The sequence below is a fragment of the Paenibacillus hodogayensis genome, from assembly GCF_039536325.1.
Taxonomy (GTDB): domain Bacteria; phylum Bacillota; class Bacilli; order Paenibacillales; family NBRC-103111; genus Paenibacillus_AB; species Paenibacillus_AB hodogayensis.
In genome coordinates this window covers 1,094,920-1,107,873 of the sequence record NZ_BAAAYO010000001.1, presented here as the reverse complement: position 1 = coordinate 1,107,873, position 12,954 = coordinate 1,094,920, and the positions used below count along the sequence as shown (strand labels likewise).

The window sequence follows — 12,954 nt, the reverse complement described above, 5'->3', positions numbered from 1 at the left end:
TTCTGTATAACAGATACGTACATTAACTTTAGAGGTGAAAAGCGATGAGCAAGCCATTGTCCGAAGTTCGGATCGACGAAATCGCGCCGTTGTCGGTATTGTCTCCGAACGGCGAGGTCGTCAATCCGGAAGCCTTACCGAATTTGTCCGACGATCAATTGAAGGAACTGATGCGTCGCATGGTATTTACCCGCACTTGGGACCAGCGCGCCGTCAGCTTAAGCCGTCAGGGACGGCTCGGGTTCTTCGCGCCGGTTTCCGGCCAAGAGGCGTCCATGATCGGGAGCGAGTTCGCACTCGACAAGGAAGACTGGGTATGTCCGGGCTACCGGGATATCCCGCAGCTCGTATGGCACGGCCTGCCGATGTATCAGGCATTCCTGTATTCCCGCGGCCATCAGCATGGCGGACAAATTCCGGAAGGCGTCAATGTGCTGCTCCCGCAAATTATAATCGGCGCTCAAATCGTACAAGCTCCGGGCATCGCCATGGGCCTCAAGCGCCGCGGCAAGAAAAACATCGCGATCGCCTACACCGGAGACGGCGGCAGCTCGCAGGGCGATTTCTACGAAGGCATGAACTTTGCCGGAGCTTTCAAGCTTCCTTGCGTTTTTGTCGTGCAAAATAACGGCTATGCCATTTCGACGCCACGCGCCAAGCAGACGATGGCTCCGACAATCGCCCAGAAAGCCGTCGCAGCCGGTATCCGCGGCGTGCAAGTGGACGGCATGGACGTGCTGGCGGTTTACAAAGCCGTATCCGAAGCTCGCGAGCATGCGCTCGAAGGCGTACCGACCTTGATCGAAGCGATCACGTACCGGTTCGGCCCGCACTCGATGTCCGGGGACGACCCGTCGAAATACAGAACGAAGGAAGAGTCCGGCGACTGGGAGACTCGCGACCCGCTCGTCCGGTTCCGCAACTATTTGACTGAAAAAGGCCTGTGGAACGAAGAAGCGGAAAACAAGGTGATCGAGGAAGCGAAGGAGCACGTCAACGAGCAGATCAAGAAAGCCGAGGAAACGGCCAAAATGACGCTTCCGGACTTGATCGACTCGATGTTCGAAACGACTCCGGCGCATCTGGAAGAGCAAAAAGCTTGGTTCGCTGGCAAGGGGGGCAAGTAAGTCATGGCACAATTGACGATGGTTCAAGCGATTAACGAGGCGATGAAGCTGGAGCTTCAACGCGATCCGAACGTCATGGTTTTCGGCGAAGACGTCGGTCATGTCGGCGGCGTATTCCGCGCTACCGAAGGTTTGCAGAAGGAATTCGGCGAGGAGCGCGTATTCGATACGCCGCTGGCCGAGTCCGGTATCGGCGGTTTGGCCGTAGGGCTTTCCGTTCAAGGGTTCCGTCCGATCATGGAAGTTCAGTTTATCGGCTTTATTTTTGAAGTAATGGACTCCATCGTCGCTCAGGCCGCCCGCCTGCGCTGGCGTTCCGGCGGCAGCTACAATGCGCCGATCGTCGTCCGCACTCCGTTCGGCGGCGGCGTCAAGGCAGCCGAGCTGCATACGGACAGCCTGGAAGGCATGCTGGTGCAAACGCCGGGGATTAAGGTCGTCATTCCTTCGAATCCTTACGATGCCAAAGGCTTGCTGATCTCGGCTATCCGCGACAACGATCCGGTCTTTTTCATGGAGCATTTGAAGCTGTACCGTGCATTCCGCGCCGAAGTGCCGGAAGGCGACTACACGGTGCCGATCGGCAAGGCGAACATCGTTCGCGAAGGAAAAGACGTCACGATTCTGACGTACGGCGCGATGGTGCACACGTCGCTTAAAGCTGCGGAAGAAATCGAGAAGGCGCAAGGCGTTTCCGTCGAAGTCATCGACCTGCGCACGCTCATGCCGCTGGATATCGAGACGATCGTCGAATCGATCAAGAAAACGAACCGGGCCATCGTCGTACAGGAAGCGCAAAAAACGGCCGGCATCGCCGCAGAAGTGATCGCCCAGGTCAACGAAAAAGCGATCCTGCACCTCGAAGCGCCGGTGCTGCGGGTAGCCGCTCCGGATACGGTTTACGCGTTCGGCCAGATCGAAGACGAATGGCTGCCGACGCCGGCACGCATCATCGCCGGCATCAATCAAGTGCTCAATTTCTAATAACCATGCCGCAGGCAATGACGGAACCGCGTTCCCGTCATTGCCTTCCGCAATACGCATACTTTGCCCCGGACCGCTTGGTCGCTCGCGGGGCGATCCGAAGGAGGCATCATTATGGCGATCTGGCAATTCAGACTTCCGGAGCTCGGCGAAGGACTCCATGAAGGCGAAATCGTGAAATGGCACGTCAAGCCTGGAGACGAAATAAAAGAAGATCAAATCATTATGGACGTGCAGAACGATAAAGCGGTCGTGGAAGTGCCTTCCCCGGTAACCGGCAAAATCGTCGAGCTGAAAGTGAAGGAAGGAACGGTTTCTCACGTAGGCGATCCGCTCGCGGTTATCGATGTAGTCGGGGAAATTCCGCCCGAATCCATTCACCATGGCGGCGGAGACGCTGCCGGTGAGGCAGCGCCGGCTCAAGCAGCGCCACCTGCGGCTGCGCCATCCGCACCTGCCGCTTCCGAGACGGCTGCGCCGAAGGAAGCAGCACCGGCTCCGGCCGCACCGGCAGCCGCCGCTGGCGGTCAAGTGCTCGCTACGCCTAGCGTGCGCAAGTTCGCCCGCGAGAAGGGCGTCGATCTTGCCGCGATCCGCGGCACCGGCCGCAACGGCCAAGTAACGAAGGACGACGTGCTCGCTTTCGAAGCGGGTGGCGGTCAAGCTTCGGCTCCCGCTCAAGAGGATGCGGCGCCGCAAGCGTCGGCATCCGCTCCCGCATCGTCGTCGGCAGTTTCCGGCGACCGCGTCGAAGAACGCGTACCGCTTAAGGGCATGCGCAAGGCGATTGCAAATGCGATGGTCAAATCCGTCTATACGGCGCCTCATGTTACGATCATGGACGAAGTGGACGTAACGGCGCTCGTCGAGCTTCGTCAAAAAGCGAAGCCGCTGGCGGAGAAGAAGGGCGTCAAGCTGACGTACCTGCCTTTCATCGTGAAAGCTTTGGTAGCTGCAGTGAAGCAATTCCCGGCGCTTAACGCGTCGATCGACGACGAGAAAAGCGAGATCGTGTATAAAAAGTATTACAACATCGGCATCGCTACCGATACGGACAACGGACTGCTCGTGCCTGTCGTATTCGACGCCGACCGCAAGAACGTATGGCAGGTGGCGGGTGAAATCCGCGAGTTGGCCGCGCGCGGGCGCGACGGCAAGCTGCAATCGGGCGAGTTGAAGGGCAGTACGATCTCCATCACGAATATCGGTTCGGCCGGCGGCATGTTCTTTACCCCGGTTATCAACTATCCCGAAGTGGCCATTCTCGGCACCGGACGCATCTCCGAGAAGCCGGTCGTGCGCGACGGTCAGATCGTTATCGGCAACGTCATGGCGCTCTCGCTCAGCTTCGACCATCGCCTGATCGACGGCGCAACGGCGCAAAACGCCATGAACTACATCAAATCGCTGCTGGAAGACCCGCAGCTTATGGTAATGGAGGTATAAACACATGGTAGTCGGAACGCTTACAGTAGATGTCGACGTGTTGGTTATCGGTTCCGGTCCCGGAGGATATGTGGCTGCCATTCGCGCCGCTCAGCTTGGCAAGTCTGTCGTTTGTGTGGATAAAGCCGAAATCGGCGGTGTCTGCCTGAACCGCGGCTGCATTCCGTCCAAAGCGCTTATTTCCGCGGCTCATCGCTACGAATCGGCCCTGCAAGGGTCCGAATACGGCATCGAGGTCGACGGCGTTAAGGTCGATTGGGCCAAAGTACAGGAATGGAAAAACGGTATCGTCAAAAAACAAAGCGGCGGCGTAAGCTCGCTGCTCAAGGGCAACAAAATTCAGTTCGTCAGCGGAGAAGCGTTCTTCGTCAACGAGTCCGTCGTCAGCGTCGCAACCGAAAGCGACTCGACGCAATATAAATTCAACAACTGCATTATTGCTACCGGCTCCCGTCCGGTCGAGCTGAAAGCTTTCCCGTTCGGCAAACGGATTTTGTCCTCGACAGAAGCGCTCTCCTTGAGCGAAATCCCGCAAAGCCTCGTCGTCATCGGCGGCGGCTACATCGGAATCGAGCTTGGACAGACGTTTGCCAAGTTCGGCACGAAAGTTACCGTACTGGAAGGCTCCGACACGATTCTGCCGGGCTTTGAGAAAGAACTGTCCCGCTATGTCGGCCGCAGCCTGAAGAAGTCCAATGTGGACGTCGTGACGGAAGCACTGGCGAAGGACGCGAAGCAAACCGATTCCGACGTTACGGTGACGTACACGGTCGGCGGAGAAGAGAAGCAAGTAACGGCCGACTACGTACTCGTTACCGTAGGACGCAGACCGAACACCGATGAGCTTGGCTTGCAAGCCATCGGCGTGAAGGTGTCCGACCGCGGACTGATCGAGGTCGACCGTCAAGGACGCACGAGCGTGCCGGCGATTTTCGCCATCGGCGACGTCGTTCCTGGCCCGTCGCTGGCCCACAAAGCTTCCTACGAGGCGAAAGTGGCTGCGGAAGCGATCGCCGGACAATCGAGCGCGGTCGATTACAAAGCGATTCCAGCCGTCGTCTTCTCGGAGCCGGAAATCGCCAGCGTCGGCTTGAGCGAAACCGAAGCGAAAGAGAAGGGCGTCAACGTCTTTTCCGGACGCTTCAGCTACGGAGCGAACGGTCGCGCCCAGTCGATCGGAGCGAACGAAGGGTTCGTCAAGCTGATCGGCGACAAAGATACGGGGCTGCTGATCGGCGCGCAAATCGTCGGCGCGGAAGCATCCAACCTGATTGCCGAGCTGGGTCTCGCGGTTGAGATGGGAGCAACGATCGAAGATATTTCGCTGACGATCCACGCGCATCCGACTCTCGGCGAGATCGTGATGGACGCGGCGGAAGGCGCTTTGGGTCATCCGATCCATATGGTGGTCAAATAATAAAATGATTCCGCGTCCCGGGTAAAAGGGACGACAAGTAGACGGTGCTGCGATGGCGCCGTCTCTTTCTTTTTTTATAGTAGAAAAGATGATTGTAAAAAAAGCGTGAAGCAGCAGGAAACGATCATTCCTTCGCGAATATGTATAGTTCCAATGGACTATGGAGGGGAGAAGCGGACAATGCGCTTAATTACAAGATCCGATTTCGACGGGCTCGTCTGCGCCATGTTGTTTAAGAAGCTGGGAATGATCGACGAGATGAAGTTCGTGCATCCGAAGGATGTGCAGGACGGACTGGTCGAAGTGAACGGGAACGATATATTGGCCAACCTGCCTTATGCGCCGGGCTGCGGTCTATGGTTCGATCATCATTCCAGCGAGCTGCTGCGCAACGGGGAAAACATCCGCTTCGAGGGCGAGACGCGCGTAGCGCCGAGCGCAGCGCGGGTCGTATACGATTATTACGGCGGCCGAGAGAAGTTCGGGGCCGAACTTGACGACATTATGGCCGGCGTGGACAAGGCCGATTCGGCGCAGTTCAGCCGGGACGATATTTTGCAACCGCAAGGCTGGGACCTGTTGTCCTTTATTATGGATGCCCGCACCGGGCTTGGCCGATACCGCGATTACCGGATCAGCAACTACCAGCTGATGGAGGAGCTGGTGGAGCACTGCGCGACGAAGTCGGTGGACGAGATCATGCAGCTGCCGGACGTGCTGGAGCGGGTGAAGCGGTACAACGAGCTTGACGAGCAGTATCGCGCGATGCTGGCGGCGCATACGCGTACCGACGGCAACGTGATCGTGACCGACCTGCGCGGCGTCGATCCGATCTATCCGGGCAACCGGTTCATGATCTACGCTCTCTATCCGGAGCAGAACATTTCAATCTGGATTGTGGACGGCAAAAACAAGCAAAATTGCGTATTCGCCTGCGGGCACAGCATCGTGAACCGCGGCTCCCGTACTGACGTCGGCGCGCTGATGCTCGGCTTCGGAGGAGGCGGGCATGTTGCCGCAGGAACGTGCCAGGTCGCTTACGATTCCGCTAACGAATCGCTGGAGCGGATCGTCTCGACGATGAAACAGAACGGATAAGTATAAGAATAACGAGCCCTCAAAGCCGCCGAAAGCGGTCAAGAAGGCTCGTTGTCGTATGCGGACGCTTGTCCCGGCACCGTTTCGTTTCCCGTTCCGTGCCCGACGAAGGCTGTTGTCCCTTGCCTTCCGCCGCGTTCTGCGTATGCTATAGCATTACGCCGGAAGGTGGATGTATATGCCGATCAAAAACGGAAAACAGTATACGGATCGAATCGATCAAGCAAAGATGGAAATATGGCTGAGCGGGGAGAAGGTGAAGGGACCGCTCTCGGCGCATCCGGCTTTTCGCGGACTGATTTCGACGCAAGCGTCTCTTTACGACATGCAGGGCAGCGAAGCCTTCAAGGATGCGATGACGTATGCCTCCCCGGCTACCGGCGATCCTGTCGGCTTGTCGTTTCTGCGTCCCGTCGAGAAGGGGGACCTGGAACGTCGGCGAGCGATGATGACGCTGTGGTCCGGACGTCATCACGGGTTTTTGGGGCGCGCCCCAGACTATATGAATACGACGATCATGGCTTTCGGTGCGGCCGCCGGACTGCTGGAGGAGCATAACCCGCAATATGCGGACAACTTAAGGAGATATTACGAATATTGCCGGGATCAGGATATTACGTTGTCGCATGCGTTTATCGTTCCCCATGCAGGTCGTCTGTCGACCTTCATGAAGACGCTGGAGCAGCCGGAAACGGCGCGGGTCATCGAGAAGAACAAGGACGGACTCGTCGTCAGCGGCGCATTCCTGCTAGCCACGCAGGGAGCTACGGCGGAGGAGATTCTTATCTTCCCGGCCCCTTTGCCCTCCTTTGCCGACGTCAACCCGCATGCCTTCGCCTTCGCGGTGCCGAGCGATTTGCCGGGCATCCGCTTTATCGCCCGGGAGAGCTTCGTAGCGGGAGATTCCCCCTTCGATTACCCGCTCAGCTCGAGGTTCGAGGAGATGGATATGCTGGTCGTATTCGACCGCGTCCTCGTTCCGCACGACCGTGTATTTCTGTACGGCGACGAGAATATGGCGGTGAGCTTTATCGAGCAGAGCCGGTTTCATACCCACGCCACTCATCAAGTGCTTTGCCGCAACGTCGCCAAGACGGAGTTCCTGCTCGGAACGATCGAAGCGATTATTCAAATGCTCGGCCTGCGCACGTACCCGCATGTCGTGGAGAAAGCCGCGGAGGTGATTGCCGCTTTGGAGACGCTGAAAGCGCTGCTGACCTCCTCCGAGCTTCAAGCGAAGAACGATCGGTGGGGAACGATGCTCCCCGCTCCCGGCCCGCTTTATACGGCCAATTTCCTGTATCCAAAGCTGTATCCGCGCCTGATCGAGATCGTTCAGCTGCTCGGGGCGAGCGGATTGGTTATGATTCCGGGCGAGCGCGATTTCCTTTCTCCCGTCGAAGCCGATTTGAACGCCCATCTGAAAGGCATCGATACGGACGCCCGTTCGAAGATCGGGTTGTTCCGGCTCGCTTGGGAGCTGAGCGCAAGCTCGTTCGCCGGGAGGCAGACGCTGTACGAACGGTTCTTTTTCGGGGATGGGGGCAAGGTGGCGAGCCGATTGTACGATAACTACGGCGACAAGGAGAAGTGCCGGGAGCGGGTGAACAACTTCGTATCCGGCCCGGGCAGAGACGCCTAGCCGCAATTGCTTTGTTCCGCCTCCGTATGATACCATTAGTGAAATTTAAATGCGGGTGGTGCGGTTGTTGGAGCAAAGTCGGGTACGTCTGGTAAGGCCAGCGGAAGAATACCGCGAGCAGTATGTATCGTTTTACGAAGAGTGGAGGAGCAGCGGGGAGGATATCGTGCCTTGGGTCGTCGAACGGGCGCCTGACGATTTCACGGCGATGCTCGACTTTCTGTATGCCGAAGACAGCGAAGAGAAGCTGTTCACCCCCGGCTGGGTCCCCCACTCCACCTATTGGCTGGTCGACGAAGGGGACCAAGTGGTCGGAGCGGTGAATATCCGCCATCGGCTGAATGAGAAGCTGCTGAACAGCGGAGGCCATATCGGCTATGGAATACGGCCGTCCGCGCGGCGAAAAGGCTACGCGTCGGTCCTGCTGCGCTTTGCTTTGCAAAAGACGAAGGAGCTGGGGCTGGACAAGGTGCTGGTCGTGTGCGACAAAGAGAACACGGGCTCCGAGAAGACCATCTTGAAAAACGGCGGTCGATTGGAATCCGAATACAGGGATGAAGACGGCAACGTACTGCGCAGATTTTGGATCGAGCTGTAAAGCCGGAGACGCGGCAGACAAAGGAGAGAGCGATGAACAACACGGCGGAATCGGTGCTGCGGCAGTCGGCGGAGCAGCTTGCGGGCGTTTCTTTTCATTGCCCGTGCGGGCGGGAACATGAGGTGCATATTCGGAAATTCGTGCTGGAGGAAGGGGCCCTGTACCGGACGTACGGGCTGATCCGGGAGCTGGGGCTGGGCCGGAAGGCGCTGCTTGTAGCCGATCGCGCGAGCTATGCAGCGGCGGGAGAGACGTTGGCCGGGGAACTGTCGCGCCAAGGGATGGACATTCGGCTGAGCGTATTTCCCGAAGAGCAATGGTATGCCGAGGAGAAAGCGATCGTCCGCGTCTTGATCGATCTGGAGCCGGATACGGAGCTGGTTATAGCCGTCGGTTCCGGGACGATCAACGATATCGTCCGCTTCGTCAGCTCCAAGGCGAAGCTTCCGTATATCGTGGCGGCAACGGCGCCTTCCATGGACGGCTACGCCTCGACGGCCTCGCCGCTTCTTGTGAACGGCTTCAAGAAGACGTACGCGCTGGCTTCTCCGGTCGCGGTCGTCGGCGATTTGACCGTGCTTCGGCAGGCTCCGGCCGACCGGGCGGCGGCCGGGGTTGGGGATATGCTGGCGAAGATAACGGCATTATGCGATTGGCTGCTGGCGTCTGTCGTGGAGCAGGAATATTATTGCGACATCGTTGCAGGGCTGATGGTGCGTGCGCTGACAGGCATTATCGACAGCATCGGAGCGATACGCGACGGGGAGGAGCAGGCGACCCGCCTGCTGATGGAAGGGCTCGTGCTGTCCGGCATCGCCATGCAGATGGTCGGCAGCTCCCGTCCGGCCTCCGGAGCCGAGCATCACCTTTCGCATTATTGGGAGATGAAGCATTTCGCCGCGGGGCACAAACCGGAGCTGCACGGAATCAAAGTGGGGGTCGCCACCCCAGTTATCGCGAAGCTGTACGAGAAGCTGCTGCAAACCGACGTCGAGACGATCGCGATGCGCGAGAAGCCGGCGGAGCGGAGGGAGCAATGGGAGCGCGATATTCGCCGCTGCTACGGCGCGCTGGCCGAGGAAATCATCGCCGCCAACCGCGGCCTGCTGCTGCCCCAGCCGGAGCTGGATATTCGCCGCGACAGGCTTGTCGCGCACTGGCCCGGACTGAAGTCGCGGCTGAGGGCGATTCTCGACCTCGCCTCGGACTTGCCGGATTTGCTCCGTCAAGCGGGCGCGCCCGCCAAGCCGGAACAAATCGGGATCGGCGGGGAGGAATTGGCGGAGGCGCTGCGCATGGCCAAGGAGGTTCGCAGCCGGTACACCATTCTGCAGCTGGCCGATCAAGCGGACTGGCTGGAGCCGTTTGCGGAGGAGATGGCCGTCGGCGTCCGAGCGTAAGCATGACCGCCTGTGGGAGCAGACGGATCGGTTGCGATTGTTACTGGACAAGCTCCCCGTAACGATAAAACCGCATGACTTCCTTTGGCCGGAATCGGCTGCTGGAGGCCATGCGGTTTTGGTTTGAGTACGGCCCTGTCCGGATTAATGGCGCGGTGGCAGGGGGCCGTGGTACATCAACAGGTTGCACTCGATTCGGCCGTTGAACAGCTTCCGCTTCTTGTCGGCGTTTTTGCCGAAATAATGCTCGAACTGCTTGCTTGGGCTCAGGGCGAACAGCGACCACGTGGGCAGCTTGGCGAAGATCGAGCCAAGCTGGCGGATCGTCTTCTCCACTTCCTCCATGGTGCCGATCCGCTCGCCGTATGGCGGGTTCGTAATGATGCAGCCGTACTCGGTATCCGGCCACAGCTTGGCGACAGGCGCCTCGTGGAAGCGCAGCTCGCCGGACAGGCCGGCTTTCTTCGCGTTCGCCCGGGCTACCTCGACCGCCTCCGGATCGATATCCGAGCCGATAATATCGAGCGGCTCGTCGTCGCGCAGCAGGTCGTACGCTTCCTCGCGGGCGTCATCCCACAGATTGCGGTCGAGCGTCGGCCAAGCTTCCGCCGAAAACTCGCGGCGCAGTCCCGGCGCGATATTCCAGCCGATCATAGCCGCCTCGATCGGAATCGTGCCGGAGCCGCAGAACGGGTCGATCAGCGGCCGGCCCGGACGCCAACGGCTCAGCAGCACCATGGCCGCAGCCATCGTTTCCTTGAGCGGCGCTTCGGTAATCAGCTTGCGGTAGCCGCGCTTATGCAAACTCGGTCCGGTCGTGTCGATCGTCAGCGTAGCGATGTCGTTCAGCAGCGAGACCTCGATTACATAGCGCGGGCCGTCCTCGGGGAACCATTCGGTCCCGTAGCGCTGCTTCATTTTTTCGACGACCGCTTTCTTGACGATGCCTTGGCAGGCGGGCACGCTCGACAGCTGCGATTTATGGGAACGGCCTTCGACCGGGAAGGCGGCGTCGCCGGGAATCCAGTCCGGCCAAGGCAAAGCCTTCGTTCCCTCGAACAGCTCGTCGAACGTGCGGGCCGGGAATTCGCCCAGCTTGAGCAAAATCCGGTCCGACGTTCGCAGCCACAGGTTGGCGCGGGCGATAGCCGATGGCTCCGCTTGAAACAGGACCTTTCCGTTCTCTACCATAACGTCGTCGTAGCCAAGCTCCCGCACCTCGCGGGCGACGATCGCCTCCAGTCCCATCGGGGCCGTTGCGATTAACTGCACTTTATTCACTGTTTGTCCACTCCATCTTCGCTGTTGCGTCATTCGTTGTGTCCCGGCATTGTTGTTTCCATGCCGGCGAAATAATACAATAAGTATAGGCGAAACGAAACAAGGATACAAACGCGCCCATCGCGGCGGGAAGCGGAGGATCGTATGGAGGATCGGTATTTTCAAACGGCGGACCGGTATGTGGAGTCGTTGTATGAAGCGGATGCGGATTTGGAGCGGGTCAACGAGGCGATCAAGCGGCACGGCATGCCCGATATATCGGTCGCGCCCGGCTACGGCAGACTGCTGACGATGCTTGTCCGGCTGTCCGGGGCCAAACGGCTGCTGGAGATCGGGGCGCTCGGCGGCTACAGCGGCATTTGTCTCGCTAGAGGGCTCGACGGCGCAGGAAAGCTGCTCTCGCTGGAGCTCAAGGAGGAGTTCGCCGCCGTGGCAAAGGCGAATGTGACGGCGGCCGGCTTCGGGGGCGTCGTCGACTACCGGATCGGCGAGGCGTTGACCAGTCTGGAGCAGCTTGGCGAGGAAGGGACGGCTTTCGATTTCTTCTTCATCGATGCGGACAAAGGCAACTACGTGAATTATCTCGATTGGGCGATAAGGCTGGCAGCCCCGGGCGCTCTGATCGTCGGCGACAACGCTCTGCTGCACGGCAAAACGATGGACCCCGAGGCCAAGGGCAGCTCCGTTGCCGTCGTGCGCGAGTTCAACAGGCGGTTCGCCGCCGATCCGCGGCTGGAGAGTACGATATTGCCGGCCTACGACGGCCTGTGCATCGCCAGAGTCAAAAGGTAAAGGTGGCACGGACCGGCGCCGCACGCTGCGCCGGTTTCGGATGCGGGCTTGCTCCCGCATCCTTGCAAGGACGCGCGGTTGTCTGTGCATCCTTGCAAGTGACGCGCGTTTGTCTGCGCATCCCTGCGGTGCAGCGCGCTTGCTTGCGCCGGCGAGGCGGTCCCTTCATTGGAGGGGCTTCGGCTCGTTTGCCCGTTCCTCGATTGAAAGCGCTGTCTTTTTGAAATCGCTTGGAGAAACCCCGTACCGCGAACGAAACGTCCTGCTGAAATGAATGTAGCTCGAGAAGCCGCTCCGGTAAGCGACTTCCTCCAGCGTCGTTCCTCCGACCAGTATATATTCCTTTGCCATCGTCAGCCGGGTTTCGATCACATAATCCATAATGGACTGATTGAAGGCGGATTTAAACAGCTGAGATGCCCGCGACACGCTTAGGCCGGCATGGGCGCATATTTCCTTCAGCATTAATTTGTCCGGCGCGCGCTTGTCGATAAAATATTTGATCCCGCTGGCGACGGACCGCTCGTAGGCGGTGGACCGCTTCCCTTCAGAGATCAGCCGGCCGAGATGGAGGAAGAAAGCGTGAACCAGGCATTCCAGAATAACGGGGTCCATCTTCTTCAGGCGCCGTTTCTCGTAACGGATCAGCTTCCACATCGCGATCAGGTCATCGTCCAGTCCGAGCTGGCACTGGCCGATGTAACGGTATCGTTCCCACCATTCCGCGAACCAGCTTTGTTCGGCCGAGATAAGTAGAAAATAGTCGATGCTGCGGAAAGAAGGGCCCGCGTTCTCCCCGATCGTCAGCTCGTAGGAATCGCCTGGTCTGCACAGCAGCAGGTCGCCCGGGCCAAGACGATGCGTAACGCCGTTGACGACGACCCGGCAGGCGCCGTCCGTTTGCAGCCGAACGATATAGTGTCCCAAACCGCCGCGCTTATCGGTATAAAACGGCTTGGTGTGAATGGAATGACCCACCGAAATAATCTCCATTGAATGATCCCCTCCGCCTACGCGAATTTTCAGACGCCGTTCCTCCGGCCATTCCTTTCTTCAGTCTAATGGCTATGCGCAAATCCGTAAACCCGGTTTCTGTTTAAGGAGGCCTTATTACATTAAAAGGAATACCAAAAAAATCGTAAGATTCGTTAACATTTTGCTGCGATTGG

At 58.8% G+C, this 12,954-nt stretch carries 11 protein-coding genes; 9 read left to right on the top strand and 2 right to left on the bottom strand.

Annotation, left to right across the window (positions count from 1 at the left end):
- Positions 1 to 44 precede the first annotated feature (44 nt).
- The 8 genes from pdhA to ABD796_RS04330 all read left to right on the top strand — a co-directional run bounded on the left by pdhA (position 45) and on the right by ABD796_RS04330 (position 9,712).
- Positions 45 to 1,127 carry a pyruvate dehydrogenase (acetyl-transferring) E1 component subunit alpha gene (pdhA, locus tag ABD796_RS04365; RefSeq protein ID WP_344903379.1) on the top strand — a complete coding sequence of 361 codons (1,083 nt, stop codon included), beginning with the start codon at positions 45 to 47 and terminating at the stop codon, positions 1,125 to 1,127.
- Positions 1,128 to 1,130: 3 nt separating this feature from the next.
- Entirely contained in the window at positions 1,131 to 2,111 is a 981-nt protein-coding gene (locus tag ABD796_RS04360) for an alpha-ketoacid dehydrogenase subunit beta (protein WP_344903376.1), read from the top strand.
- 114 nt (positions 2,112 to 2,225) lie between these two features.
- Entirely contained in the window at positions 2,226 to 3,557 is a 1,332-nt protein-coding gene (locus tag ABD796_RS04355) for a dihydrolipoamide acetyltransferase family protein (RefSeq protein ID WP_344903373.1), read from the top strand.
- A 4-nt stretch (positions 3,558 to 3,561) separates the two neighbouring features.
- The gene (lpdA, locus tag ABD796_RS04350) at positions 3,562 to 4,974 is read left to right on the top strand and encodes a dihydrolipoyl dehydrogenase (RefSeq protein WP_344903370.1); all 1,413 of its coding nucleotides are present in this window, start codon (positions 3,562 to 3,564) and stop codon (positions 4,972 to 4,974) included.
- A 180-nt stretch (positions 4,975 to 5,154) separates the two neighbouring features.
- Positions 5,155 to 6,072: an exopolyphosphatase gene (locus ABD796_RS04345; protein ID WP_344903367.1), complete on the top strand. Its 918-nt coding sequence runs from the start codon at positions 5,155 to 5,157 to the stop codon at positions 6,070 to 6,072.
- Between the two features lie 178 nt (positions 6,073 to 6,250).
- Entirely contained in the window at positions 6,251 to 7,714 is a 1,464-nt protein-coding gene (hpaB, locus tag ABD796_RS04340; RefSeq protein WP_344903364.1) for a 4-hydroxyphenylacetate 3-monooxygenase, oxygenase component, read from the top strand.
- Positions 7,715 to 7,781: 67 nt separating this feature from the next.
- Positions 7,782 to 8,312: a GNAT family N-acetyltransferase gene (locus ABD796_RS04335; protein WP_379117909.1), complete on the top strand. Its 531-nt coding sequence runs from the start codon at positions 7,782 to 7,784 to the stop codon at positions 8,310 to 8,312.
- Between the two features lie 32 nt (positions 8,313 to 8,344).
- The gene (locus ABD796_RS04330; RefSeq protein WP_344903358.1) at positions 8,345 to 9,712 is read left to right on the top strand and encodes a sn-glycerol-1-phosphate dehydrogenase; all 1,368 of its coding nucleotides are present in this window, start codon (positions 8,345 to 8,347) and stop codon (positions 9,710 to 9,712) included.
- Between the two features lie 144 nt (positions 9,713 to 9,856).
- On the opposite strand, the gene ABD796_RS04325 is transcribed toward ABD796_RS04330, so the two are convergent.
- On the bottom strand, positions 9,857 to 10,993 hold the full coding sequence (locus ABD796_RS04325) for a THUMP domain-containing class I SAM-dependent RNA methyltransferase (RefSeq protein ID WP_344903355.1): 1,137 nt from the start codon (positions 10,991 to 10,993) through the stop codon (positions 9,857 to 9,859).
- Between the two features lie 144 nt (positions 10,994 to 11,137).
- Here ABD796_RS04325 and ABD796_RS04320 point away from each other — a divergent pair, with 144 nt between their 5' ends.
- Complete coding sequence (locus tag ABD796_RS04320; RefSeq protein WP_344903352.1) at positions 11,138 to 11,785, top strand: O-methyltransferase; 648 nt, start codon at positions 11,138 to 11,140, stop codon at positions 11,783 to 11,785.
- Positions 11,786 to 11,950: 165 nt separating this feature from the next.
- Here ABD796_RS04320 and ABD796_RS04315 read toward each other — a convergent pair whose 3' ends face one another.
- A complete protein-coding gene (locus tag ABD796_RS04315; protein WP_344903349.1) occupies positions 11,951 to 12,778 on the bottom strand; it encodes an AraC family transcriptional regulator in 828 nt (275 codons plus the stop codon).
- Positions 12,779 to 12,954: the final 176 nt, after the last annotated feature.

Coding starts and splice junctions, on each gene's coding strand:
- pdhA (WP_344903379.1), top strand. CDS start 45: ATGAGCAAGCCATTGTCCGAAGTTCGGATCGACGAAATCGCGCCGTTG.
- ABD796_RS04360 (WP_344903376.1), top strand. CDS start 1,131: ATGGCACAATTGACGATGGTTCAAGCGATTAACGAGGCGATGAAGCTG.
- ABD796_RS04355 (WP_344903373.1), top strand. CDS start 2,226: ATGGCGATCTGGCAATTCAGACTTCCGGAGCTCGGCGAAGGACTCCAT.
- lpdA (WP_344903370.1), top strand. CDS start 3,562: ATGGTAGTCGGAACGCTTACAGTAGATGTCGACGTGTTGGTTATCGGT.
- ABD796_RS04345 (WP_344903367.1), top strand. CDS start 5,155: ATGCGCTTAATTACAAGATCCGATTTCGACGGGCTCGTCTGCGCCATG.
- hpaB (WP_344903364.1), top strand. CDS start 6,251: ATGCCGATCAAAAACGGAAAACAGTATACGGATCGAATCGATCAAGCA.
- ABD796_RS04330 (WP_344903358.1), top strand. CDS start 8,345: ATGAACAACACGGCGGAATCGGTGCTGCGGCAGTCGGCGGAGCAGCTT.
- ABD796_RS04320 (WP_344903352.1), top strand. CDS start 11,138: ATGGAGGATCGGTATTTTCAAACGGCGGACCGGTATGTGGAGTCGTTG.
- ABD796_RS04315 (WP_344903349.1), bottom strand. CDS start 12,778: ATGGAGATTATTTCGGTGGGTCATTCCATTCACACCAAGCCGTTTTAT.